Raw genomic sequence first — 25,679 nt, forward strand, 5'->3', positions numbered from 1 at the left:
TAAATATCCAAGCTATATATACTACAGTATAATACGCTTTAATCACCCTGTCGATAATCTCATACCAATTCGTACTTCAAGGCGCACTTTGTGTATCATTTAAGTTACGCCATGAAACAAATTATTGCGTTCTTGTGCTTTTTCAAGCATTTAAAAAAAACAGTTTTGTTGGCTTTTTGTCATATTTTTTTAAGACCAAATATCCAAGCTGGCGGATTGTTTTTTGTATCGTTGCCTCGAAAACTTCCGTTTATGGAAGATTCTAATGGACTGCCGACAACTTCCCATATAATACCTAATTTTGAAGAGTAAACCTTTTTGAAGTCAGGTTTTTCTTGGGTTAATGGTATGTCCATATATGCGTCATAGCCATTAAATGTTTCAGGATAGACACGCAGAAGTAAGGTAACTTGAGTAATTCTCTGTCCATTAGAAGTTTCAACTTCAACTTTTTCATTCCAGTAATCTTGCTCACCTGGATGGTGATTTGAAGACACCATTTCTCTTACTCCCTTACAATCTTTAATGTGTTAGTCTTTCAGAAACTTAACATATTCAATGTAAAAGTTTTTATGAGTAAATTTAATTTTCTATTTCTAATAGGCCAACAGAAACAGATGCAGCAGCTATCCCCGTTGAGCAATAACGAGCAGTAGATTTATATAGTTGCCTAAGTCAAGCAAGTGCAGCCGAAGCTGTAGCCTAAATTTGATATCACGTATTGATAGTAACGATTGATTAAGCGTGGGTATAGAAGCCAGTACAGACAGTTGGGCAAGCCGCTCACCACCTTATATAAGCCAGCTTTATCAATCACTGGGTGTAGAGAGTTTTTTGGCGGTTGAATGATAAGCCTGGCTTAACAGTAGTCAGTTTCGGGGTAGTTCTTCACGAAAGGATCAGGGTTTGGGAGAATGGTTAGTGTCCATATTTCACCGCACAAACGGGACAGTAGCCCAGAGACAAATGAAGACCACGCCGCCAAAACGTAAACCAAACAAGCATTACAGGTCTAGAGAATACCTTACACCAAGTGAGGTGCGATCGCTGCTGAATGCGGCACTATCTCGTCCCAGTCGGTATGGAGAGAGGGATTTTCTGCTGATGCTGATGATGTTTCGCCACGGGTTGAGGGTGGGGGAGGCAGTGGGAGAGAAATACGGCTTAAGGTGGGATGCGGTGATGTGGGGGGAAGGTCAGATTTTTATCACTAGGGAAAAGGGCAGTGACTCTGGGGTGCATCCTTTAAGAGAAGATGAGCTGGTACATCTCAAGAAACTCCGAGAACAATTCCCTGAGAGTAAATATATTTTCGTTTCTGAGCGGGGTGAGGTGATGAAGACCGATGCGGTGCGAAAACTGATTGGGCGAGTGGCGGCAGAGGCAGGGCTGGATATTAAGGTTCACTGTCACATGATGCGTCACGCTTGCGGCTATTTTTTAGTGAATCGGGGCTATAACACCAGGGAAATTCAAGATTTTTTAGGGCATCGGGATATTAAACATACTGAAAAATATACCAAGCTGAATGCTCAACGTTTTATGAATTTTGATTGGGGTGATTTGTAAAATTTTGACTCAAAGAGTGATTCATCGACTTCAACCTACAACTTCATCAGCGCTATAGCTTAAGTGGGTGCTAAAAGTGGGAAGATAGAGTATACAATTTAAACCTTTTCAACGTATACGGGTAATATAATAGAATATAGTTAACCCAAATAAAAACCCTCACTTGTTACCAGCAAGTAAGGGAATATGCAAAAATCAAGTTCTAGAAATGAACGCCTTGTAAGATTACATAGGCGTTTATTTTGTACCAGGTATAAAGTAACCTACAACCGCGCCAATAGTGAATGGAGCCATATTTAAGAATGCTTGACGACTAGCACCGTCTACAAATGACAATCCTAGAAGTCCTAACAAGCAAATTAAAGCTAAAAAAACTAAAGACGCATCACGGAAGGTAGGTTTAGTTTTGAAAACCATAGGTTTTTGACCTAGATACTACAACCCCCATAGTAATATAAAATTTTTTACAACCTTATTTTAAGGCTTGTAGTAAATATACAAGTAAATAGATACTTAATTTGTAGTATATTACAGCACAAAACAAGAAATATACGCTGTAATAAATATCAACACTTTTAGATGGACAATATATAACATACATATATTAATTAACCGTTCAAACAACTGTAGGTAAAGAGTTAAGACTTAATAATTTAGTATTAATTATTTATTTTATTAAGTTATTGTCCAAAGTAAAATAGGTTTATTTATCTGTATAAACTAGTACATACATAAAAATCTTAAGGAAAATCTAATTTATAAATATTAATACAATCTTCATATAATTATTGCAAAATTATAGATTCAATAAAGTCAAACCTTTTTCATATTAATCTGGAATCGTAATTACCAACCCGTAAATAACATAATATTTAGACCCTAGTCATTGCTGGCTAGGGTTTTGAATTGTATGCGTCTCTAGTTAGCGAAAACTAGCTAGAAACGTTTTCTATTTGAGCAAATACCCCAAATACCCAGCTAGAAATAGCTTGGAATATTCAAGTAATACAGTTTGAGCTTGGGTATCTACCACACTACGCATAGCTAACACCACAAAAACCACAGCAAACATTACAAACAGAATCGTTTCTTTGTTCATAAGACCTTGTTTTAAAGTACTTCTAAAAAAATACTTATAGTACTTTAGAATGGTGGCTCAAATCATACCAGCTAAACATAGAAGACTAAGATACTAATGGCTACCCTAGTCGTAGTGGCTAGGGTTATTATTTATCCATTCAATCATCAAGCTATTAAGCTGTTAATAACGATTAAAAGGTGAAAAATAAAAAGTGTCGGCAAAAAAAGTGAAAAAAAAAGGCTGAAAGGCTTACTGTATAAGGGCTAAATAGGGACACCGATTTTTAACGTTTTTTTTGTTCAAATTGGTGTCCTTGTTTTTCAAGTTAAATAAGGACACGAATAGTTATATATAGAAGGGGTAATGGTGTCCCGTGTCCACAGCGCGAAAATGCCAAAAATCACAAGTAGACCCAACCGCCCAAGATAAAACGTATGCGGCGATCGCCGCCAAGTAAAACCCCAGGTCGGCATCATAGGAGTTAGCACACACAGCTTTAGACGTACTGGGTTAACCCAGATGAGCAATGCTGGAATTCCCTTGAGAATTATCCAGGAGATATCAGGGCATAGGAATTTGGAACAGTTGCAGCGTTACTTGGAAGTGACTGATGAACAGGTGTTAGGGGCGGCGGCGGCGTTGTCTATGTTGTCGCCTGTGGCTATTAATGGCTTAGAGCTAGACACAGATAGAAAACTTGAAATTGACGCACATTATCCCTATTAGGGATTTAGGTTAATTGCAATCTTCGTTGACCGGGGATAGTAATAGCTGGTCTAAAAGTTTCAATCCCTAATAGGGATTTAGATTAATTGCAGTTATGCACACTAGTAAGCGCCAAAAGACGTTTACTGTTTCAATCCCTAATAGGGATTTTGGTTAATTGCAATGTAAACAAGCGTTACTTGCTATCACTAAATCAACCGTTTCAATCCCTAATAGGGATTTAGGTTAATTGCAATCATTAGCTAACTTCGATATTGACTCTGACAGTTGGAAGTTTCAATCCCTAATAGGGATTTAGGTTAATTGCAATGGCTTGTGCTTGAAAGCTTTGCTGTATTTGGTTTTCAAGGTTCAATAGTGCGAATGCAAAAATCATAACATAGGGGTTTGTCATTTGGCTAGATGTAAATTGCTGAAAGGCATTTTACATAAAGTGCTGACAAGATGATTGTGGGCGTGGATGTCGGGATTTGATAGTTAAACGACATCTCTACAAAGGCTGAACACACAAGGAGTTGAGTTATTTAGCGACTTGCAAAAAGGATACAATCTCTCTTTGTTTGGTGTGTGTGCATAAAGTTGATATCACAAGATTGATAGATTATTTGTTAGAAAAATCACCTAAGAAATAAATGTTATTAAATTGATATTTTGCTTGTTGAATACGAATTTTAGCTAGTTCATAAGCTTGGTTTCTAATATAGTCTAAATAGACTTTTTTAGCATCCATACCTGAAATACATCTAAAGTTTTTATCTGCCGACGCAATTTTCATTGCTTCAACTGAACCCTCAATTGTATTACCTTTTAATAAATGATAATAAAAAGTTTGATAAGCTATTAAACCCTCGTTAAATCCTAATTCATTGTCATTTCCTATTAAAATACCAAAATTTTCTCCTTCATGAAGATGCATAGCCATTTGACATCCCGAAAAACCATAACAACTACACATACAAATAATTAAATCACTTTGCATTGTTTTTATTAATACAAATAGTTTTTCTCTCAACTCTGCCCAAGTTATAAATTCCTCATTAGAAAACTGTATACAGTGTTCATTACCATGCATACTAAAGTGAAGAATAGGAAATGCTTCTTTGTTCAAGATAGTCTCATAAAGGTTTAAGGTAATTGCTTTAATGAATTCACTTTTACTATTTACAGAAATATATTCATAATTAATATCCAAAAAATTTAGAGATTGTGATAACACCTGACCTAAAGCCAGATTGTTACGATTTCTAATATCTTCTGGTCGTAATGATTCAATGATATAAACGAAAAGTTGCATTTCTAATTGTCTCCTTAACAAGAAAATCAAAAAATAATAAACGGAAATGAGATTATCTCGGCATCTTTCTAAATGCACCGGCAGTAAGGCATTCAACCCTGATTAACCCAACTCGCGATCGCTTCAGGGGTGGGAAAGCAGAAGATCATGACATCCCAGTGACGAAGAAGGCAGCAAAAAATTAGCACTTACCCACTAGTGTAAATTTCTAACGCTCTCAAGTGAGCAACTGGATCAGGAGCTAATGTTCCCTACAGCTATAAATTGCCGTCATCTACTTTCATTTCAAGCATTTGTAAGCCTTGTCTTGTGAAATAATCAGTAAGTGCTGTGGTGTAATTTTCAGAAGGCTGAATATCGACAATCCTCAAAAGTTCTTTTCCAGATTTTGAGAGTGCGACTCCATGTAGATTAAATACTTGATCTTTTGGTCGTTCAGCTACTGGAAGCCAAACATAATACTTATTCTGATACAGAAGAGGCAATCCTACCTGATAACTACCGTCTATAATCCCACCTGCAATGGATATTTTGTAATCAAAATATGAATTATAGTCAGAAATTATCAGATTATGTTCCTGCAAAATGTTTAGTTGGTCAAAGCTAAGACCATAATCCCGAAGCGCGTTTGATGCTGCATTGCGACCAAGGGATGGGACACGAGCATCTAAATAGCTATCACGAACCTTCAAACATACACATAGGGAACAAAGCTTTAGGAAGAGAGCGGCAACAGCCCTATCAAGCTCTCCCAATAGATTGACAGTTTTAATTGAAAACGAAGAAGGCTTTTGAATCTCTCCAGCCAAGATACGACCGAACAGAAGCTGCATTTCTTCGGTACTTTTCTGACTAGCTTGTTTTTCAAAGTTGTTCAACCAGTCCTCATTGATCACAGGAACTTCTGTTGCAGCATCGGGCTTTAACTTAAGAAGTGCCTCTTGTTGAATCTGGCCAGCTGCTATTTCAGAAATTTTGTTAAGGTTCACCTGCTCACGTATAATCTTCTGACCATATTTTTTTACCGCAACACGGGCAAATTCTGGATCAACATCCATTTGCGTGGCGATCTGGTCAGCGCCTGTATTGATAATCTTCAGCCGTCCTTGGGTTTCGGCACGCTTTTCCGCAGAGATCCCTTCAAAATAAGCAACCGGGATATCAATAGCTGCGGTACAAAGCTGTGCAAATGCTTTGAAAGCGTTTCTTTTAATTGGAGCAGGAATCGATGAACCTGTTATCAAATCAGTGACAGCATCTTGAGCAATTTCTATTAATCCTCGATTTGAATCTTCTTGTTCCATCGTAGTCAGACTTTTTAGCAATATAGTACATGATTAAAAACATATTTTGGCACAAGTGATTCTGCGTGTTGACGGCTATCAGGTTATTTCTGGCGTGATAGCCAGAAATAATAAATAGTTAAACGACATCTCTTTGAAAGCGCCTACTGTCGAGCTTGTAGGTTTAGATCAACTAATTTCTATTTCCTGATCTACCAGTCAAAGCTTACGTGTCATGGCTGTATGAGTCAGATAATCTAGATTAAAGAATAAATAATCAAGAATATAGAATATATTATGTATAATATTTGCCACATAAGCAAACTGAGTCAAATGTAAACGTGACCCAAAAACTGGCTGTCTTCAACATGAAAGGAGGGGTGGCGAAATCGACCACCGCTTACAACTTAGCTGTGGGTCTGGTCAAGTTTAAAAAGCAGCGGGTATTAGTTATTGATATCGACCCACAAGGAAACGCTAGTGCTGCACTAGGGATTCCGATCTGGCAGCTGGAATTTCAGCTAAAAGATGTGTTGCAGCACAAGGTTCCGCTAGCACAGGTACTGGTGACAACTGCTAGTGGTGTAGATGTAATACCATCTAACATCTTGCTGGCAGAAGAAGAAATTCCAATATCTGGTCGTCCAGGCAGAGAACTGCTACTCAAAAAAGCGATCGCTCCAATATTAGATAAATATAATTTTGTGCTGATAGATTGTCCGCCTAACGTGGGTGTGTTTGCCATCAACGCACTGATGGCCAGCGATGGGGTAATCATCCCAGTAGACATGAGCTATTTGGGATTGTTGGGCGTTCAAGGAATTGAACACGCACTGACTTTGGTTAGAGATCAGCTAGATCATCCCATTGCGATAGCAGGTGTGCTGGCAACTCGGTATGACCGCAGGAACAATCTTAGTAAAGAAGTTTTGGATGCCCTAACTGAGCATTTTGGCTCAAAGATGTTTAAAACGGTGATTCCTGAGACGGTGAAAATCCGAGAAGCGCCTTCTCACGGACAATCTATTTTTGAATACGACCCAAACGGTGTAGGTGCTTCTTCTTATCGGGAATTAGTTAATGAGGTTTATAAATGGCAGTAAATAAAAATAAGTCGCGTTCAGTTCTGGGTGCTAATCCTTTAGCAAAAGGGGTTTTTAACAAGACTGAGGTTGAAACTGAGCCACCTGAAGAAATAATCAAGAATCAAGAATCTAGATTCTTGATTAAAGGTGATAGAGAGGCAGTGAATCTGCGCCTGCCTCTCGAACTGAACGACTGGCTGAATGAACTACTAAAAAAAGGCAAGCGTCAACATGGTGCTAAAGTGCCGAAGGAAGTTTGGGTGCAAGCTGCCCTGGAGTTATTCAAAGTCATGCCCGTGAACTGGGAGGAAATTGATTCAGAAGACAGCTTACGCGCAGTTCTATTGAATCTAGAATCTAGAATAAATAATCTAGAATAAATAATCTAGTGTTTACAAGCTTTGGCAATGAGAAAACGCTTACTAACCCAAGTTGCGGGTTATTACCTTTCAGGGCAGTAGCAGTAAGATATGCTAGAGCAAAAGCAACGGGGGCAAGGTTTTACCCGATAATCTCACGTTGAGCCGACAAACTCGTGATCGCTGCTTCTATTTCTGAACCAGCTACAAATTTTCTTTATTTAAAACTTCAGTTTCATTACTACTCGCACATTTCTACATATAAAACCGGTAATGAAACTCTAGCGGGTCATTTTTACCTACATACTTCAGGATTTGTCCCACCTGCCTCGCTGCTCGAATGGTAATAGGTTCTCCTCGGTCAAACTGCGTATTATTCCAGTTCATCTTAGTCAGTGCCAAAATCTCCTGTGCCAGCGCTTTCGGCGTTTCTTCAACACTTTCACACCGAAACTTTAAGGGGCGTGGCACATACATCCCTGGATAAGTGGAGAAAAAATCGACACTACCCCGCGTATATAAAACGTGAGTACAATCATCCAAACTCAGTAGTGTTCCTCGCAGAGGAGGATACTTTCCGTAACGGAATAGTCTAGTTCCTCCTGTTTGATCAAAGCTGATAAACTCTGCTGTATCAATGCTATGTTTATCCAACGCATCCTGAAATCCTTCAAACTCCTCTGGGATAAATCGAGAAGTTTTATGCAGTACAACTCTTGCGGGTAAGTTACGATGTTCTCGGCGATACTTCGCCAAGGCATTAGAAAGTAAGTCTGATGCGTCTGATGCTGGAAGGTAAGGTTGGCGGTCATCTTTTGATAATTCAGCTTGCCCTCCACGCAAAATGACTCCTTCTCCCCGCTCGTTGAAAATTTGGGCGGTACTGGTTAGTATTTTTGATCGGTCAAGTGTTTTATAGAAGCTAATACCCACGTAGCAGGTGGTCAAATCTCGTGAATCTCTGACCAGTCGCCAGGGTGTTCCCAAAGCTTTGTAATATAAAGCAGTATAGAAATTCCAAGCACGGGTTGCCTCGTCCTGGATTGTCTGAGCTTTCTGTTTATGCTTGTTTTTACTTATCTTTGACTTCTTTTTGGCGTTATAGGTTGAGGGTAAGATAATTTGTGTTGGCTTTCTTAATGCCATTGCTTTTGCTTTAAATAAATCATGAAAATCTAACTCTACTTCTTTTTGATTATTTTTATTACCAGAAGTCGGTTGATTATTACTGTCAGTATTTTCTTCATCTCTAGACATTTTTTCTAATAACAATTCTGGCAATGCACATATTAAAACATCTGGACTAGTTTTTTCATCGATATATCGTAACTCCTCAATAAAAAAATTGACTGTTTCACTAATAAGTGTATTTACATCTTTAATCTGAAGAAGTTTGTCAATATCTTTATTAGATATAGTGACATTCCGTCTAGAATCCACGCTGATAGCGGCTGGTAAATTGTTTTCTTCTCCAAAGCCTGGGAATTCTGGAAAAAGGTATGGTTGCTTACTGTTCTTTGCCTCAATCCCCTGCCTGCATTTTTCGAGCCATATTCCTAAACCCTCGACTGTTTCGGATGAACCAACAAGCCCTAATTTGATATCCTTTGGGGCAGATGCACTGTCATGGTCAAGTGGTTTATAGTGCATCATCCCAAAGCGAATATCGATATGTCGCCCACCATTGCCAAACTCTAGTTCTGGTTCTTGTAAAAATTCAATCTTCATTATTTATTTGAAATAGAGGTAAATCGTTTAAAGATTCTTCTAACAATGCGGTAGTTTCATCGTCTTCATTACTTAACCAAATCAAATCGTCAATACCAACCTCAATATCAAATTCTTCAAGCTGGTCAAAAAAATGTAAAAATGGGTAATTTTGAATAAATAAATCACCTTGAGTAGGGGTAATCAAATATTCTGCCCACATTATAAGTTGACCAAATACCGCAGGATTCTTTTCAAGGCGTTTTATTCCTGAAAGATGCTCTTTCTCAAACTTATCTCTGGTGTAACCGTCCCTTGTAAAAAAGTATGTTGGTGTGATTTCCAGAAACCAGTCTGAACCGACACGTATAAACTGTCCTTCAAAAGCAGAATGTCGATAGTATGCTATTTCTTGGGAATTTTTCTTGAAGTAGGGCTGAAAAACATCTCGATGTGTTTTTTTGGAGAGACTTCGATAATAATATTGACGTGCTGATAAGTCGTTAGTAGGTTTGAAATAGTAGCACTTTTTCTTTTGGTCAAACGATAAGTCTCCTTTGACCTTCTCGCGCAGCACCTTGTTAAGTAACCACACAAATTCCTGCTGACGTTCCAGCCGATTTGATAGTGACCATTCGTCTACGTCATGCTGCTCAACAGTTCCCAAATCGCAGATTTCTGTCCAAGGAGCTTGGCGCAAATCATGGAAACTAAGTATGAAATTTTCTTTCAACAACCACTCCTGCCCAAAATTTCGACCTACTTTTTGAAGCGCTGAATAAGCTTTAGATTCATCCTCTGTAAAGGTGTAAGCAGTGTAGAGATGTTCCGCAAGTTGAGAGACTCGCAGCAGATTGGAGTACAATTTTTCTAACTTTGGTCGTGGTGCAAGGTAAAGCCCTGAGTTTTGGGGAACAGCCAGTTTTATCAGCGTATCTCTGGCGTTGACATTAAAACGATTTAAACGCTTATCGAATGTAACCTTTTTGGATTGCCGTCGCTTTGCATCGCAGAAGTAATCCTTAACAGCAACCCAAAAAGCTTCCCTAGTTGAGGTTTTGACAACAATCAGAATAACTGGGGCGTTGCCTTGTAGCCAGTAGTCAATATCTCTTTCCTCACATCGATACTCAAAGCTGTTTTCATTTTCTGCTTGAAGAAGAGCCTTTTGAGTAGCTTTACTTTGAACTTGAATGATACAGTTTGTGACCTCGCCTGTCTGGAAATCACGGATTTCAATAATGCCGTCAATACCTGCTTCCACACCTCCAGTTGGATACCAGAGGAATCCCATTTCCAGGACGACATCTTCAATAATATTGATGCCTTGCTGTCCGATTATGTCAGATTGACCGATTTTCTTCCTGGCCACTTGGCTATTTTGAAATAGGCAACAACTAATACATAGGTACTATATCATAACCAAAAAAATTGCGTGAGCAAAGTATCTTATTTTATTTTTAGTAAGTGTATTATTGTAAGAAATATAAAATTTTAGCGTAGAAATAGCATTTTATTTTTACTAGTCTGTAGATAAATCATCGCCTAACTAGAATACTAGTCAATGCTATCTAAGGTCTAACTCAAGCCGCTCCAAACTTTTTCCCTACAGTTTCATTAAAAGAGCGCACGATGGAGATGATTTGGTCGGCATCGTCAGCCTCAAAGACTCCATCTAGACCTTCATAATGCAAATCAGTGAATGGTGGTTCATAGAGTAGCCCTGCATCCATGACACCGTTTTGGGTTAGGTAATCAATGATAGTTTCCACGAAGCGGATTTGATTGGCGTTGAAAGTGCTGCCCTCCAGGTATTGAGCGAAGGCTTGCTTGGCTGTGTTTCGATCTAACCCCACGAGTTCGCGGATGAACAGCTTGAGGCTGAGATTTTTTCCATAGACTGACTCGAAACGCTCCCGGCTTTCAATCGCTGCTGCACCAAAGAGCATTGACTCCAAAGATGTTAAATCAGCATCGGTCAAGGGAACATTGCGTTTGAGCTTTGCGATCGCTATGTGGTTTGACTGTTCTCGAATGTATGCCTCAACTTTCTTGCGATACTGGTAAGGGCTGAAACCAGTTTGTAGGATAGGGATATTAACCTCTGTTACCTCTCCTAGCACATCCTGAAAGTCTGTGTAGACAATGCGCTGTTCTTGAGGGTCAATGAATTTAATTAAATCCCGGATTTGACGGCGCATTTGGTCAATCATCCCTGGTGTGACATCTGACCACCATGCTTCTGTCTGGATGTCTGCTATGAGCGCGAGTTTTACCTTGACCATTGGGATAGTCTGCTTTTCTTCTAGGCGGTGCAGCAAATCCCGTACTTGGTCGCGGAGTTTGATAAAGTCTGGGGAATTTTTTATAATCGCCAGTTGCAGTTTGACACAAAGCAGGTCAAAGCGTTTAGCGAGATGATTTTCCTGTGGTAGACCATTGGGAAGTTTGGCTAAGGATTCAGCAATGTCATCGATGTCTGTTTCATTTAATTGATGCCAACGCTGGCGATCTGAAAACTCCTCTACCTGTTGCAGGTGACGGCGAACTAAAAAGTTATCTCGCGCCATCGTCGCCACATGCTGATGCAGGTCATCCAGCAGCGTACCCCGCAGTTCGGCAAGTTCCGGGTTGCTGGTTTCTTGTTGGCGTAGTAACTCACTCAACTCTAGGCGAGTTCTGACCAAGTAGGTAGTCAGGGTTTCGGGGGGTTTGGTATCAGCTTCGGCGATTTGCTGGTTGAAAAAATCGAAGTTACTGCACAGGTCAAAGACCAAAAACTCGGTCTTGTCGTCACCCACGCCGAACAGATTCGGGCAGAGGCGAGTTCCGCGTCCAATCATTTGGTTGAACTTGACCCGTGAGTACACAGGTTTGAAGAAAACAAGATTGACCACTTCGGGAACATCTACCCCTGTGTCCAGCATATCTACAGAAACGGCAATGGTCGGTTCCTTGTTGACTGTGGAAAAGTCATCTAATAGGTTCTGGGCATAGGAATTGTGGCTGTCAATCACCTGGGCAAACTTCCCTTGATAGTGGGGATAGTTGGTATTGAAGCGTTTAACAATGAACTCAGCGTGGTTGTGGTTACGGGCGAAGATGATGGTTTTGCCCAGGCGATCTCCTCCATCCACTTTTAACCCCCGTTCCATGACTAACTCTAATGCCTGATCTACTGTGTTGATATTAAATAGCCACTGATTCAGGGCGGCGGCGTTTACTTGGTCAGGAATAGCCCCTGTCTCTTCGTCTCTAAATCGCTCCTCATATTCCTGCTGTTCTTCGGGGGAGAGGTCTGCATATCTAATACCCCTGCGGAGGAATCTAAAAGGCACTTCCACACCTCTAGCGGGGACGAGGTAGCCGTCACTGATGGCATCTGAGAGTTCGTAAGCAAAAGAAGGGACTCCAGGCTCTAGATCAAAGATACGGTAGGTGTCGCGGTATACTTCGTCGCGGGGGGTGGCGGTTAGTCCCACTAACAGGCCATCAAAATATTCAAATATGGCGCGGTACTTTTTGTAAATTGAGCGGTGAGCTTCATCTACGATGACCAAATCAAAATGACCCGGCCCGAAAATTCTTTGACTTCCATCACTGCGGTCGATGCGGTTAAGCATTGTAGGATAGGTGGAAAGCACCACATTGGCGCTATGTGTGTCGCCGCCTTTTGTTATATCTACAGCTGTGGCTGTGGGGAGGTGGGACTTAAAAACGCGCAGAGCTTGAGTAAGGAGAGCGTTACGGTCGGCGAGGAACAGCACCCGCTTCACCCAATTAGCCCGCATCAACAGATCAACAAGTGCGATCGCTGTCCGAGTTTTTCCTGTACCAGTGGCCATCACCAGCAGAGCCTTACGTCCTTTTTGTTCATCAAAGGTTTCGGTAATGCGGCGAATGGCTTCCCTTTGGTAGCTGCGCTCAACAATGCTGGGGGTGATTTGCACCAAATGCAGACGCTTGCGGTGGGTGCGTCCAAAAATTAGGCGCTCTAGCTCGTCTTTTTTCAAAAAGCCTTGGATTTCGCGGGGTGGATAATTCAGGTCGTCCCAAATCCAATAGTCGTAGCCGTTGGTGTAGAAGATGACGGGGCGCTGACCAAAGCGATTTTCTAGGCAATCAGCATAGAGTTTGGCTTGGTGTTTTCCAGTTTCAGGGCTTTTACGGGTGCGTTTGGCTTCCACCAGAGCCAGGGGTTTGCCATCATCGCCCCAAAGCACATAGTCCACCCGTCCTGCTCCTGTATCGTTGGGCATTCCCTGAACTTGGTACTCAGTCCATCCCGCTTGGTCGATGTTCCACCCGGCTTCTTTGAGTAGCACGTCAATTAAATAGTGGCGGGTTTCTTCTTCGTTGTAATTATGGTTGTCGGGGACTGCTGCATTCTGCTGTTTCAGCGCTGCAATTTCTGCTTGCAGAACTGCCAGTTCTTGCTCTGTTTGCTGTTGTCGAGCTTCGGCTATACGGTGCATCTCGTCAGCTTGGGAAAGTTGCGCTTCTAGGGTTTGCAACTGTTGCAGAGAAAGGTCAGGGCCGCTGGTGGCAGTAGGATGGGGGATAAGATTGCGGTCAAAGTTAACGGTCGGGTGATTTTTAGCGTCCGAGGAGTAGGAACGGGAGAGCCAGTACAGGAAATGGAACAGTTCTTCAACTAAATGCAGTGCGTCCTTTTCCTTGATGGGGGTGGATTCGTGGACGGCGATGTTACCTATTTTGTGGATGGTGCGGATTTTGGGGAACAGTCCCGGTTTTAGGTTGTCTTGAAAGGTTTGCTCGTGGATGAGGGCGCTGAGTTTGGTGTCGTAGGGAATTTGCAGGTAGGGTTCATGATCATAAAGCCAAAGAACCGCTTGCTCTAGGGTGAAGCGTGTATAGAAGCAGCTGGCACGGGGGGCAGTATAAACTAGGGTTTCGGTGTGGGTGGCGTGTTTAAACAGTTCAGGGTAACGGTCGCCCAGAAAATCAAAGTTGGATGCCATAAATCCCCACTCACTCCCACTAATTACCACTAATGCTTTATCTTATAGTGTAAACTGTTGCCAAGTGGCTCAGTGTATTACTCATGATAATTAGGGAACACCAAAGAATAAATTATCCAATTTATCTTTCCCATGTAACGATAATTGTGGTGATGAAATGGGGTGTAAATTGTGAGTTTTGACAACGTTTGTAAGGTTTTAGCTGAAAAATACCCAACAGAATTTGTGAGTTGGTTACTGGCTGAAGCACCAACAAAAGTTAAGGTACTGAAGACCGAATTGAGTTTAGAGCCAATCCGTGCAGATTCTGTGACTTTTCTGCAAACAGCCAATCGAATTTTACACATCGAATTTCAAACCCGTACCATCTCAAATCCTCCGCTTCCATTCAGGATGCTGGATTATTCAGTGAGGTTAATACGTCAATATAATGTCTCTGTCACCCAGGTAGTAATTTTTTTGCAAGAAACAAATAACGAAATTGCTTTTACCGAAGAATATGTTTCGGAGACAACAACTCACCGTTATCGAGTCCTGCGGATGTGGGAACAAGAATCAGCACTATTTCTTAATAACCCTGCATTATTACCTTTAGCACCATTAACCCAAACAACTTCACCGCAAAGGTTGTTATCGCAGGTTGCCCAGAGTGTTGCTAGAATTCCTGATAGGAATACTAGGCAGGATATTGCGGCTTACGCAGAGATTTTAGCTGGTTTGAAGTTTGAAAAGGAATTGATTCGTCAATTTTTAAGGGAGGATGTAATGCAAGAGTCGGTAATTTATCAGGATATTTTACAAAAGGGACAACAACAGGGACAACAACTTGAAGCTTTTCGGTTTTTAATGCGTCAATTAAATCGGCGTTTTGGTGAGATAGATGCATCGATAATTGAGCGGATTCGAGGATTGTCTACTGAACAATTGGAAGTACTGGGTGAGGAATTTATGGATTTTTCTGTAATATCTGATTTGGTAACTTTATTAGAACAGCAGGAAAATAGTTAAAATTTTAACCACAAGCTCAGGAATTGATTCGTCAATTTTTAAGCGAGGATGTGATGCAAGAGTCGGTAATTTATCAGGATATTTTACAGAAGGGAAAGCAACAATAAGCTCTTACTTTTTGTATGTTTTTACTTGAGGAACGATTTGGTAATATTGAGTCCTCAATTATTGAGCAAGTCGAAGTTTTGAAGAAGGAACAGCTAGAAGCTTTAGGTAGGGCGCTTTTGATAATTTCATCAATAGCTGATTTACTAATTTGGCTAAAGCAACAGGAAAGTCAGTCTTGAAATTCGGAACTTCACGCTTTAAGCTTCATTATTTAAAATTGATTCTAGGATTTCCGGCGTTAATCCTCGCTCTTGTGCTTCAAGGCTAATTTTATCCATCGTGTTTCTCAAGCGTGCAATGGCTTCTTGTCTGCTCATTGTAAATTGAGACTGCATAATTGCTGCAATTTTAAGTTGCAATTGTTCTCGCTCTTCTTCAGAGGCATTGCGGTATGCTTCCGCTATCTCTGAGGAAACTTTGATGGTAATTTCTTCTTTAGTAATCATGGCTTGTTCGCTTCCATAATTTCTCATCTTTCATCATGTTACTTCCTCGGCTCAAAGTTCCCCCCGGAAGGCTCTTTGGAGCAAGGAGTTAAATAAATCTTCGTCCCTAGTCAATGCAGTTGTTTGATTAGTCAATGCAAACTGATAACACAACCAGAAAGCATTGAAGTGTTGCTGTTTCTCCATTGGTGGAAGTGGCACTTGAAAGGAACAAACCTGATTTAGGTTAAGCCCTGGCTTAGTCTGCCCATATTGCATACTGGCAATCTGCCGCTGTCCACCAGATGGTGTTGAAAGAAAAAATGACAGGTATTGAGGTGAAATGGTCTGTCTGGGGCGAAGAATTGATACATGTTGTGAGATGTAAGCAGTTCCAAACCCCTTGGGTACAGGAGCTACTCTTCCGATACGTGAACCTGTCATAGTAAGCAGGACATCACCATCTTCAACACGGGCACGTTTAGCTTCTGAATTGTTCGGCGCATTCACGAACACAGCATCAGAATCTGAGATAAAATTCATTCTGACATCAAGCGAGCGAATGAAACGCTCCCCGTTATCAGAATAGTACTTTGCCCATCCACGGGGGCCACTTGTCACAAACGAAAGATGGTTTCCGAGGTCTACCACCTTCCACCCCTTTGGATTTGTAGCGGGGTCGCCGAATATTTCCAGGAAAGCTGATCGCAGTAATTCTTCAGTAAGGGCGATCGCTTCCTGACGTTTCCGACGAACAGCATCAGCCTTATCAAGAATGACAGCAATGCGGTGCTGTTCTTCCAGGGGAGGAATTCTTAGCCCTAAATTTTGTAAGTTCCTACGGGAGATACGTTGTCTAGTTGTACCAGATAGGTATGGTATCAGTTGATGTTGAAATGGAGGGCTATTCAAAACCCACATCAGCCATTTATTGTAAATTAGATTTTGGTCAGGTCGGATAATGCACACGTCAACCACAGTAACACAAGGTCGAGTATCGCCAGGAAATATACACGCTCGACCAATGGGATCAGGCATACGTGCAACAAGAATATCTCCCGGTTCAAGGAAAGTGCAGTTTAGCTCTGCGGATTTTTCTAAAGTCAAAAACCTGCTAGAACGATTTAAGAATTCACCTACTCCAATATCAGCGAGTTGTGTGAGACGAACATCTCCATTTGGATCTTGGTCTTTGGATTCTACCCAGTCCCCATCAATGAAGAGACCATCTTTACCAACAACATCACTGAGTTTGGATACTTGCCAAGTGGACTGTTTCATCCGAGCAACTCCTCCAAGGTATCCAAATCCGCCCGAATCTCATCTTCTAAATCTCGCAGCTTCTGCAAAATCACTTTGGGCGGCTCATACTTCACTTCCTTATACTCAATTTCTTTATAGCGGTTAATCGAAAGGTCATAACCATTGCCTTTTATCTCTTCCTTCGACACAAAGAAAGCCTTACCTGTGCGATCTGTATCCTGCTCAGGATTTCGCGCTTTCCACCGCTGCAACAAATCAGGGATATCGTTCTCTTCCACAGGTTGACGCTTATCATCCAGCGATAAACCATCCGCCTCCATGTCGTAAAACCAAACGTAATCCGTCCCCCCTGCACCCGTCTTGGTAAAAATCAGCACCGCCGTAGACACCCCAGCATAGGGCTTAAACACCCCGGAAGGCATGGAAATCACTCCATCCAGTTTATGCTCCTCGACTAACACCTCCCGCATCTTTTTATGTGCCGTCGAGGAACCAAACAGCACCCCATCCGGCTCAATCACCGCCGCCCGTCCGCCAATTTTCAACAGACGCAAAAACAGGGCGATGAACAGGAGTTCAGTTTTAGTCGTTGAAATAACTTTAGTCAGATCCTTCGCAATGGTAGATTTCTCCAGCGATCCCTTAAACGGCGGATTTGCCAAAATCAACGTAAACGCCTCAGTAATACCTGCATGGTCTTCTGAAAGTGAATCTCGCGCCTCAATTTTGGGGTTTTCAATACCGTGTAACATTAAATTCATGCTACCTATGCGTAACATTGTCCCGTCAAAGTCAAAGCCGTGGAACATCTCTTGATTGAAGTGTTCCCAGTTCCCCGGCGCATTTAAGACGAGGTTGCGATCGCTATCCTTCAACTCGCGCAGATACTCAGCCGCCGCCACCAAAAAGCCCGCTGTGCCACAAGCTGGATCGCAGATAATTTCCCTTGGCCCCGGTGCCATCAGATCCACCATCATTTTAATGATGTGCCGGGGTGTGCGAAACTGGCCATTCGTACCTGCTGTGGTCAGCTTGGAGAGCATATACTCATACAAATCGCCCTTGGTATCCCGGTCTTCCATTGGGATTTGGTCAATTTGTCCCACCACATTTGACAGCAGTGCTGGGTTAGCAATCAAAAAAACAGCATCTTTCATGTGGCGAACATAGGCACTCTCTGCCGCAGTTGCCCCCAGAGTCTTGATGAACGGGAAAGCCTCATCCCGCACAATCCGCAACATCTCTTCAGAATCGGTGAGGTTTTTGAAGTAAGACCAGCGGCAACGCTGCTGATACGCCGAGAAAGTCGGGTTACTAACGGGTCTATCTAGCCTTTGGGCTTTCTTTTCCTTCCCTAACTCCAGGTCATCCAAGCGCTTGATGAACAACAGGTAAGAGATTTGCTCGATTACTGAAAGGGGATTACTAATCCCGTTATTCCAAAAAGTTGTCCAAAGGCGATCTACCTTTGACTTCATCTCACCTGTGATCATCCATTTAACTCCAGAGGGAAGCGCTCTGTGTACTTCCACAACAGCGCTGTATACAAAGACTCAATGTGTTAGTTAATCCTACACTATAGAATCAATAGCTTATGCTTAAATCAGTTTCTGTAATTTTTGTGCTTCAAACTTTTGCAATTACTGGGTAGGTCGAAAGTACAATAGCCTCGCCCCATCCACTTCTAGCTGTTCCTGCGGGGTGTGGCCACGATCAACATGAAATCATCGACTAAAACCCCTTGAGCGTTGCTTTTGCTCCAGTTCCTCTTGCTGCTGTTCAATAAGAATCTCATTCCAAGTCAGTCCACTAGGTACAATTCTTTTAACCTGGGGTAGCATTTCCTGAACAACCTGGGCGGCTCGATTTCCTTGATCATCATTATTAAATGCCACCCCAATTCTGCTGATATTTTTGAGGAATTCTACTGGCAAGTTATTCGGGTCATCCACTGCCATGTACATTGTTCTAACTGGTGGTTGCCCCTTGTGTTCATTCCTGTCAATCTCTGCCATTGTCAACGCATCAATGGGAGAGTCACACAAGAATACTCTCTCGATTTTATCGTCTGCCTCTCCACCCAATTTGAAATGAAACCAACCTTTTGAGCGATCGCTGTTTTCGGGGTACTCGAAAGCGCGATTGTCTTGGCGGTGCGTATCCCAAACAAGTGCGCCTGACTTTTCACCGTTTAAATCCCGCTTGATAAAGACAACATTTTCCTGTTGATCTATATAAGCTAACCCCTGGCGTTGTAAGGGTTGCACAAGGAAATTGGTTATACCGCGTTGCTGAGTTAGATAATTTTGCAACACTGGGCGTACACTTTCATCCTCTGGTGGTGGCGTGAACTGGGGTGAACTCTGTTTTTGCTTTCTATTGGATACCAGTTGATTGCTAGCGATTAGAACTAATGCTTTAGCTTCATCAGTAGTCCATCCGGCTGGACTTGCAAAGATAATTTCTTCAGCATCTTGGACTGGCTTATTATCTAATAATGCCCTGATAGCGATTTCTTTATCTCGGTCAGTCACTAATAAGTTTTGCAAGTCGGCACTGTAATACTGATATAACTCGGCTGAAAGATTATCTTTTAGCTTTGGTTCATCTGTGGTTATAGTTGGAGTTTGATTAAGAGCAATTGCATCTACTGTTTTTTGCGATCTATGAAGTTGCTCCAAATAAACAATCGCTGCTTCCAGGTCGTCGAATATGGTTCTTCCGGCTGATAGCTGCTGCTGATTTTGAGAAAGTTGTTGTGTTAATTCTAATACTGTTTCAGTTAAGGCTGACTCGACAGTTGATTGCTCAATATAATCAAAGATTGATAAAATAGCTTTCTTCTCTGCATGGGATTGCAACTCAGCCGTCAATGCTTCATCAAAGTCATTGAATGTAGTTTTATCAAGAAATAGTTGCTCTTTGTATTGAGACAGTTGCTCTGTTAATCCTAATACTGCTTGGCTTAAAGCTGACTCGATAGTTGATTGCTCAATATAATCAAAGATTGATAAAATAGCTCTCTTATCTGCATGAGATTGTAACTCAGCCGTCAATGCTGTTTCAAAGTCATTGAATGTAGTTTTCGCTTCAACTAGTTGTTGATGATATTGAGAAACTTGCTCTGTTAACCCTAATACTGCTTGGCTTAAAGCAGACTCGATAGCTGATTGCTCAATATAATCAAAGATTGATGAAATGGCTTTCTTCTCTGCATGGGATTGTAACTCAGCCGTCAATGCTTCATCAAAGTCATTGAATGTAGTTTTAGCTCCAAGGAGTTGCTGCCGATATTGAGAAACTTGCTCTGTTAACCCTAATACTGCTTGGCTTAAAGCTGACTCGATAGTTGATTGCTCAATATAATCAAAGATTGATAAAATGGCTTTCTGATCTGCATGGGATTGTAACTCAGCCGTCAATGCTGTTTCAAAGTCATTGAATGTAGTTTTAGCTTCAAGGAGTTGCTCTTTGTATTGAGAAATTTGCTCTGTTAATCCTAATACTGCTTGGCTTAAAGCTGACTCGATAGTTGATTGCTCAATATAATCAAAGATTGATAAAATAGCTCTCTTATCTGCATGAGATTGTAACTCAGCCGTCAATGCTGTTTCAAAGTCATTGAATGTAGTTTTAGCTTCAACTAGTTGCTGATGATATTGAGAAACTTGCTCTGTTAACCCTAATACTGCTTGGCTTAAAGCAGACTCGATAGCTGATTGCTCAATATAATCAAAGATTGATGAAATGGCTTTCTTCTCTGCATGGGATTGTAACTCAGCCGTCAATGCTTCATCAAAGTCATTGAATGTAGTTTTAGCTCCAAGGAGTTGCTGCCGATATTGAGAAACTTGCTCTGTTAACCCTAATACTGCTTGGCTTAAAGCTGACTCGATAGTTGATTGCTCAATATAATCAAAGATTGATAAAATGGCTTTCTGATCTGCATGGGATTGTAACTCAGCCGTCAATGCTGTTTCAAAGTCATTGAATGTAGTTTTAGCTTCAAGGAGTTGCTCTTTGTATTGAGAAATTTGCTCTGTTAATCCTAATACTGCTTGGCTTAAAGCTGACTCGATAGTTGATTGCTCAATATAATCAAAGATTGATAAAATAGCTCTCTTATCTGCATGAGATTGTAACTCAGCCGTCAATGCTGTTTCAAAGTCATTGAATGTAGTTTTAGCTTCAACTAGTTGCTGATGATATTGAGAAACTTGCTGTGTTAATCCTAATACTGCTTGGCTTAAAGCTGACTCGATAGCTGATTGCTCAATATAATCAAAGATTGATAAAATGGCTTTCTTCTCTGCATGGGATTGCAACTCAGTCGTCAACGCTGTTTCAAAGTCATTGAATGTAGTTTTAGCTCCAAGGAGTTGCTGCCGATATTGAGATAGTTGCTCTGTTAATCCTAATACTGTTTCAGTTAAAGCTGACTCGATAGCTGATTGCTCAATATAATCAGAGATTGACAAAATTGCTTTCTGATCTGCGTGGGATTGCAACTCAGTCGTCAACGCTGTTTCAAAGTCATTGAATGCAGTTTTAGCTCGAAAGAGTTGTTGCCGATAAATAGATAGTTGTTCTGTTAATTGTGGCAACGTTTCAGCCAAGGCATCATCAACTACTGACTGTTTAATAAAGTCAGAGATTGCATCCACTGCTCTTTGTGATGATAGTCGTTGCTCTTCATTAACAATCGCGGCTCCCAGGTCGTCAAATGCGGTTTTTCCTGCTTCTTGCTGCTGCTGATACGCGGACAGTTGTTCTGTTAATTGTGGTAAAGTTTCAACCAAGGCATCATCAACTACTGACTGTTCAATAAAGTTAGAGATTGCATCCACTGCTCTTTGTGATGACAGTTGTTGCTCTTCATCAACAATCGCGGTTTCCAGGTCGTCAAATGTGGTTTTATTATTAGCTAGCTGCTGCTGATACGCAGACAGTTGTTCTGTTAATTGTGGTAACGTTTCAGCCAAGGCATCATCAACTACTGACTGTTCAATAAAGTCAACGATTGTATTTATGAATCTTTGGCTCTCCACTGCTTGCTCTTTAGGATTCTTCAACAGATTCTCAATAAGCTCATCATCCCGTTGGGGCTGGTAGTCAATCCCCTTATGTTTTTGTAAACCTGGGAATGTATAGGCAGGCCCCAAAGATGTGCCGCTAAATTTCTGGTCATTCCATGAGTACGAAATGCCCTTACTTTTACCGTTGCGCGTTAATCCGTGACGAACTTCTACGCCTTGTAATTGCAACCGCTCAACCAGTTGGGGCATAGTTAGTTTGTCTATTGTGGCGCGGTCGATTAATTCCTGGAGTTGTTGCTTAATGGGGCGCTCTTGTGGTGTCGGGCGCTCACCGTTGATATATTCTTCATGTTCTCTTTCTAGCCGTTTTTGTTGTCCAATACTGGGATTACGCGATAATTTCTCATGACTGCTCTGGGTTTGTTGTAAGCCGTAATCTCGTTCTAGCTGCCGGATAATGGTTTCGCTGCGCTTGTAATCCCAGCTATCATGTACAATTTTCCCGTTATCTAAACGGATACGGCTAGCGCAAATATGGATGTGGTCGTGTTCTGTGTTGCTGTGTCTGTAGACTACGTACTGGTTACTGTCAAATCCCATCTCTTCGAGATAGCGGTTAGCAAGTTCGTTCCAGGTTGGTTCGTCTAGTCGCTCGTTGTCTGGTAGTGATAATGATGCGTGGTACACTACACGGTCAGCTTCTGGGTTTAGTTGACGAGAGATTTTAAATTCTCTGGCTAGGGCACGGGCGTTATTGCCGCCCATGTTGCCACCAATGAGTTTGGCATCTTTCTGAGACTCCAAATAATTCAGCAGTCCGCGAAACCCTCGCCCTTTAGTCTGGTTGCCAATCATCTGTTTCCTCGTCCGATTCTTCGATGAAGGTATTGGCTATTTCCTGTTGGCAGTGTCGTAGCAGTTCTAAGAGTTCTTGTAGAAGTTCTGGTGATGCTGGCGGTGGCAACTGCATTTTAATGGCGGTATTGGTGGCTTTAGCCAGTTGGTTGATGTTGTTGCCGATGCGCGACAGTTCCAGGTATGTGTCAAGAGTAACTCTGCCCAGTCGCGGCGGTGGTTGTGGGATTGGTCGCAGTAACATACATCGTCTTGTCAATTCTCCCAAGCTCAAGCCGGTGTCTTCTGCTTTAGAGCGAATCATTTCATATTCAATTGGGCTGAATCGCGCTTGCAACATTTTGGTGCGGACAAGTGACTGAGAAGAAGCTTTGGGCATAAGTAAAACTTGAGTTGATGCAGTTTTTGAGGGGGTTTCCAAAGGCGGGACACTTCCCCCTTTGGCAAGCCTGCCGAGTCGAGCGTAGCGACGACAGCACGCAGTGCTAGGCATGGCTTGCTCCTAACCAGTCTTTGGGGGAGGCAGAAGGACTAGGGGAACTACCCACTAGGGGGAAAAATGCGTAATCTGCGGCTACCACCACGATGATATTACTAACGAGTTGACGTAAATTACAGTGTGGCTAATTTTTACTGATGACTGTGTGATTTTTTTTGATTAACTGTTCGTGAGTTATCTTACACGTTCTTAGTAATCACTGTTCAATCAGTTACGTTAATATCTGTTGCTGTCTCTTAACTATTTGTTGCATTGATAATTACCTGTCTTTAGATAGATGCTCTCTGTTAAAGTAAAGTTTTAAACATAAACATTAGTTTGATTTTTACTCTTGTGGCTAAAGACAATATTCCTAAGTCAAAGATTCCAGAGGCTCTTGATGCTCTACGCGCTTTGGGTGCTAAGGAATTAGATGATATCCCAGCACGAGCAGCTATAAAAAAGATGCGCCGTCAAATTGAACGGGTACTTCGCCTTGGCTATAGCTACGAGGAAGTGTCTAAAACTTTAGCCCCTTTAGATATCAACATCAGCCCTGAACGTATCCGTTATTTACTTAACGATATTCGTAGGTCTACACGCAAAAAGTCAGTCGCTCCTCCAAGTCTTGAGAATACCAGTACACAAGTTATTGATGAGCCGGCTTTAGAGGAGAATTCGGCTTCGGAGCAAAGTAGTAGTCAGTCTGTTCAAAAATCAGAACCAGAATCAAAACCAGAATCAAAACCAGCTTCATCAAAATCAACAACTACTAAAACTCCTAAAACGGCTAAAAAGACCTCTGATGCTAAGGCTCTAGAGAATCAAAATTCCTCTCGCCTTGCTTTTGTGCCTGAAATAATAAACGACGAGGATTTGTAGATGGTAGTAAAACCTAAACAATCGGATGACCAAGTTCAGGACGAAAAGGCGAATGAACAGCCAAAAACTCTTGGGCGCTTAGTATTGGTGACTGGAGATAAGGGCGGTACTGGTAAAAGTGTGGTGGCTAGAATCCTACTCGACATTTACCGCCATAGAAATATTAACTGCATCGCTTATGAGTGTGACCAGTCTAATCCTCAGCTTTATCGTCATTACAACAAAGTTGCTCCTGGGGTGCAAACGCTCAAACTTAATCAGCGCGGTGGTGCTGATGCTTTGCAGGATGATTTGAAACGTTTATCGCCTCAAGTTTCTCTGGTGGATCTGCCTGCTGGTGCTGCTGAGTATTTTGAGTCAGTCGCTAAGGATATTTTTTTATTTCAGAATGCCCAGCGTTTGGGTTATCGCATCACTATGGTGTCGGTGCTGGGTCGAGTCAAAGATAGTCTGTTGCAGTTAAAACGTCTGATGGATTTCTGCGGCGACAAAGTTGATTATGTAATTGTGAAAAATCTCTACTGGGGTGACGAACACAAGTTCACTCGCTACAACAATTCTAAGGTGAAGCAGGCTGTAGAAGCGTTGGGGGCGATTGAACTGTTATTGCCTGAGTTATATGACGATATTTTTGACCTCGTTGACTCCAAGGATCTTACCTTCCGGGAAGCTCTAGAGCATGAGGATTTTAGTTTGAGTAATCAATCGAGAGTTTATGGCTGGATTGATGCGGTTGAGACTGAGTTTTCTAAAGCGGCTGTACAGTTGGGGTTAGAGTAATGGCTGTAAGTAATGGTAATGGCAATGGTGCAGTATCTCATTTAGATAGGTTGCTGTCAGAAAAACCACCGGAGTTTCAAGCGAAAGTCTTACGGTTTGCGCTAGATTCTGGGATGAAACAAGATGACCCAGCATTTCGGTTAGTGCAGTACATCGGTTATTTGGCGCAACTGACAGAAACGGCTCCAAATGATTGGAAGTTGTTGTTTGAAAATTTACAAGATGAGCTAAACCAATGGAGTCAACTGACGGCGGAGCAATTGAAGATTCAAGCCGACCACACGGAGAACATCAAAAATCTAGCGACCAGCTGCAATCAGCTAGGGACAGCCTTGAGCGCATTAAATCTAACGTCTCAGCAACAACTCAAGCAATTAACGAGCTTAACCAAACTCTCCGAGAATTTGAGCAATACCTCCCCAAGGCAACCAGAGACATTGAGCCAACCGTTGCAAGAACAATTGAAAGAGATTCAGACAGGAATATCTCTATTGAACCAAAAAGACACGGAATCGGTCGTTAAAGGTTGGACTAGAGCTATTAGAATATGGCTTTTCTCTCCGATCTCATTTTTTATTCTGTTTTGGTTTTATTCGCACCTGACCCCAATCCCTACTCCGATTGAAACTACCGAGTCTCTACAGAAGATTTTGCAGAATACTGATTGGAGTAATGCCAAGCTGCAACGGGTTGAGAAACGTTTGGGGACTGATCCAAATCAGAGACGACGGCGGTAACAATTTGCTGTTGCAAAGCCG

At 41.7% G+C, this 25,679-nt stretch carries 22 protein-coding genes, 1 pseudogene and 1 CRISPR repeat array; of the genes and pseudogenes, 9 read left to right on the forward strand and 14 right to left on the reverse strand.

Annotated features, from left to right (window positions below; all coding sequences use genetic code 11):
• Nucleotides 1–179: 179 nt before the first annotated feature.
• Nucleotides 180–500: a hypothetical protein gene (locus ACFFRD_RS05245; protein WP_392476991.1), complete on the reverse strand. Its 321-nt coding sequence runs from the start codon at nt 498–500 to the stop codon at nt 180–182.
• Between the two features lie 466 nt (nt 501–966).
• Between ACFFRD_RS05245 and ACFFRD_RS05250 the strand changes: the two genes are divergently transcribed.
• A complete protein-coding gene (locus ACFFRD_RS05250; protein ID WP_392476992.1) occupies nt 967–1,569 on the forward strand; it encodes a tyrosine-type recombinase/integrase in 603 nt (200 codons plus the stop codon).
• A gap of 237 nt (nt 1,570–1,806) precedes the next feature.
• On the opposite strand, the gene ACFFRD_RS05255 is transcribed toward ACFFRD_RS05250, so the two are convergent.
• The 3 genes from ACFFRD_RS05255 to ACFFRD_RS05265 form a co-directional block, all read right to left on the reverse strand.
• Nucleotides 1,807–1,986, reverse strand: coding sequence for a hypothetical protein (locus ACFFRD_RS05255; RefSeq protein ID WP_392476994.1), 180 nt, complete (start codon nt 1,984–1,986; stop codon nt 1,807–1,809).
• 532 nt (nt 1,987–2,518) lie between these two features.
• Nucleotides 2,519–2,668 carry a hypothetical protein gene (locus tag ACFFRD_RS05260; protein WP_392476997.1) on the reverse strand — a complete coding sequence of 50 codons (150 nt, stop codon included), beginning with the start codon at nt 2,666–2,668 and terminating at the stop codon, nt 2,519–2,521.
• A gap of 302 nt (nt 2,669–2,970) precedes the next feature.
• Nucleotides 2,971–3,126, reverse strand: a complete 156-nt coding sequence (locus ACFFRD_RS05265) for a hypothetical protein (RefSeq protein ID WP_392476998.1) — start codon at nt 3,124–3,126, stop codon at nt 2,971–2,973.
• On the opposite strand from ACFFRD_RS05265, the pseudogene ACFFRD_RS05270 reads away from it, so the two are divergent.
• Nucleotides 3,098–3,310, forward strand: a pseudogene (locus ACFFRD_RS05270) (tyrosine-type recombinase/integrase); the annotation flags it as partial. The gene ACFFRD_RS05265 and the pseudogene ACFFRD_RS05270 overlap by 29 nt on opposite strands.
• Before the next feature lie 49 nt (nt 3,311–3,359).
• Nucleotides 3,360–3,686: a CRISPR direct-repeat array (repeat unit 37 nt; unit sequence GTTTCAATCCCTAATAGGGATTTAGGTTAATTGCAAT).
• Nucleotides 3,687–3,977: 291 nt separating this feature from the next.
• Here the strand turns inward: ACFFRD_RS05270 and ACFFRD_RS05275 are convergent.
• Both ACFFRD_RS05275 and ACFFRD_RS05280 read right to left on the reverse strand, forming a co-directional pair.
• Entirely contained in the window at nt 3,978–4,670 is a 693-nt protein-coding gene (locus ACFFRD_RS05275) for a hypothetical protein (RefSeq protein WP_392477001.1), read from the reverse strand.
• A gap of 257 nt (nt 4,671–4,927) precedes the next feature.
• A complete protein-coding gene (locus ACFFRD_RS05280) occupies nt 4,928–5,974 on the reverse strand; it encodes a DUF2806 domain-containing protein (protein WP_392477003.1) in 1,047 nt (348 codons plus the stop codon).
• A 320-nt stretch (nt 5,975–6,294) separates the two neighbouring features.
• Here ACFFRD_RS05280 and ACFFRD_RS05285 point away from each other — a divergent pair, with 320 nt between their 5' ends.
• Both ACFFRD_RS05285 and ACFFRD_RS05290 read left to right on the forward strand, forming a co-directional pair.
• Entirely contained in the window at nt 6,295–7,056 is a 762-nt protein-coding gene (locus ACFFRD_RS05285) for a ParA family protein (protein WP_114085639.1), read from the forward strand.
• Nucleotides 7,047–7,418: a hypothetical protein gene (locus ACFFRD_RS05290; protein WP_292697392.1), complete on the forward strand. Its 372-nt coding sequence runs from the start codon at nt 7,047–7,049 to the stop codon at nt 7,416–7,418. Before ACFFRD_RS05285 ends, ACFFRD_RS05290 begins: the two co-directional genes overlap by 10 nt.
• 234 nt (nt 7,419–7,652) lie before the next feature.
• Here ACFFRD_RS05290 and ACFFRD_RS05295 read toward each other — a convergent pair whose 3' ends face one another.
• From ACFFRD_RS05295 to ACFFRD_RS05305, 3 genes are all read right to left on the reverse strand, one after another.
• On the reverse strand, nt 7,653–9,125 hold the full coding sequence (locus tag ACFFRD_RS05295; RefSeq protein ID WP_292697390.1) for a hypothetical protein: 1,473 nt from the start codon (nt 9,123–9,125) through the stop codon (nt 7,653–7,655).
• A complete protein-coding gene (locus ACFFRD_RS05300) occupies nt 9,115–10,476 on the reverse strand; it encodes a DUF4365 domain-containing protein (protein WP_392477005.1) in 1,362 nt (453 codons plus the stop codon). The genes ACFFRD_RS05295 and ACFFRD_RS05300 overlap by 11 nt, the downstream gene beginning before the upstream one ends.
• Nucleotides 10,477–10,687: 211 nt before the next feature.
• Complete coding sequence (locus tag ACFFRD_RS05305; RefSeq protein WP_392477007.1) at nt 10,688–14,086, reverse strand: DEAD/DEAH box helicase family protein; 3,399 nt, start codon at nt 14,084–14,086, stop codon at nt 10,688–10,690.
• A gap of 171 nt (nt 14,087–14,257) precedes the next feature.
• Here ACFFRD_RS05305 and ACFFRD_RS05310 point away from each other — a divergent pair, with 171 nt between their 5' ends.
• The gene (locus ACFFRD_RS05310; protein ID WP_392477009.1) at nt 14,258–15,094 is read left to right on the forward strand and encodes an Rpn family recombination-promoting nuclease/putative transposase; all 837 of its coding nucleotides are present in this window, start codon (nt 14,258–14,260) and stop codon (nt 15,092–15,094) included.
• Nucleotides 15,095–15,216: 122 nt separating this feature from the next.
• A complete protein-coding gene (locus ACFFRD_RS05315) occupies nt 15,217–15,381 on the forward strand; it encodes a DUF4351 domain-containing protein (protein ID WP_392477011.1) in 165 nt (54 codons plus the stop codon).
• 18 nt (nt 15,382–15,399) lie between these two features.
• Here the strand turns inward: ACFFRD_RS05315 and ACFFRD_RS05320 are convergent, their stop codons facing one another.
• From ACFFRD_RS05320 to ACFFRD_RS05340, 5 genes are all read right to left on the reverse strand, one after another.
• The gene (locus ACFFRD_RS05320; RefSeq protein WP_392477012.1) at nt 15,400–15,675 is read right to left on the reverse strand and encodes a hypothetical protein; all 276 of its coding nucleotides are present in this window, start codon (nt 15,673–15,675) and stop codon (nt 15,400–15,402) included.
• A gap of 24 nt (nt 15,676–15,699) precedes the next feature.
• Nucleotides 15,700–16,908: a restriction endonuclease subunit S gene (locus ACFFRD_RS05325; RefSeq protein ID WP_392477014.1), complete on the reverse strand. Its 1,209-nt coding sequence runs from the start codon at nt 16,906–16,908 to the stop codon at nt 15,700–15,702.
• On the reverse strand, nt 16,905–18,383 hold the full coding sequence (locus ACFFRD_RS05330) for an N-6 DNA methylase (protein ID WP_392477022.1): 1,479 nt from the start codon (nt 18,381–18,383) through the stop codon (nt 16,905–16,907). The genes ACFFRD_RS05325 and ACFFRD_RS05330 overlap by 4 nt, the downstream gene beginning before the upstream one ends.
• 231 nt (nt 18,384–18,614) lie before the next feature.
• Nucleotides 18,615–22,781: a relaxase/mobilization nuclease domain-containing protein gene (locus tag ACFFRD_RS05335; protein ID WP_392477016.1), complete on the reverse strand. Its 4,167-nt coding sequence runs from the start codon at nt 22,779–22,781 to the stop codon at nt 18,615–18,617.
• Nucleotides 22,762–23,274, reverse strand: coding sequence for a plasmid mobilization protein (locus ACFFRD_RS05340; protein WP_392477018.1), 513 nt, complete (start codon nt 23,272–23,274; stop codon nt 22,762–22,764). Before ACFFRD_RS05340 ends, ACFFRD_RS05335 begins: the two co-directional genes overlap by 20 nt.
• 339 nt (nt 23,275–23,613) lie before the next feature.
• On the opposite strand from ACFFRD_RS05340, the gene ACFFRD_RS05345 reads away from it, so the two are divergent.
• The 3 genes from ACFFRD_RS05345 to ACFFRD_RS05355 are packed head-to-tail and all read left to right on the forward strand — an operon-like array spanning nt 23,614 to nt 25,658.
• Nucleotides 23,614–24,141, forward strand: a complete 528-nt coding sequence (locus tag ACFFRD_RS05345) for a hypothetical protein (RefSeq protein ID WP_392477020.1) — start codon at nt 23,614–23,616, stop codon at nt 24,139–24,141.
• On the forward strand, nt 24,142–24,921 hold the full coding sequence (locus tag ACFFRD_RS05350) for a hypothetical protein (RefSeq protein WP_392476958.1): 780 nt from the start codon (nt 24,142–24,144) through the stop codon (nt 24,919–24,921).
• Nucleotides 24,921–25,658, forward strand: a complete 738-nt coding sequence (locus ACFFRD_RS05355) for a DUF6753 family protein (RefSeq protein WP_392476960.1) — start codon at nt 24,921–24,923, stop codon at nt 25,656–25,658. The genes ACFFRD_RS05350 and ACFFRD_RS05355 overlap by 1 nt, the downstream gene beginning before the upstream one ends.
• Nucleotides 25,659–25,679 lie beyond the last annotated feature (21 nt).

It is taken from the genome of Nostoc sp. C110, from assembly GCF_043099725.1.
Classification (GTDB): Bacteria; Cyanobacteriota; Cyanobacteriia; order Cyanobacteriales; family Nostocaceae; genus Nostoc; species Nostoc muscorum_A.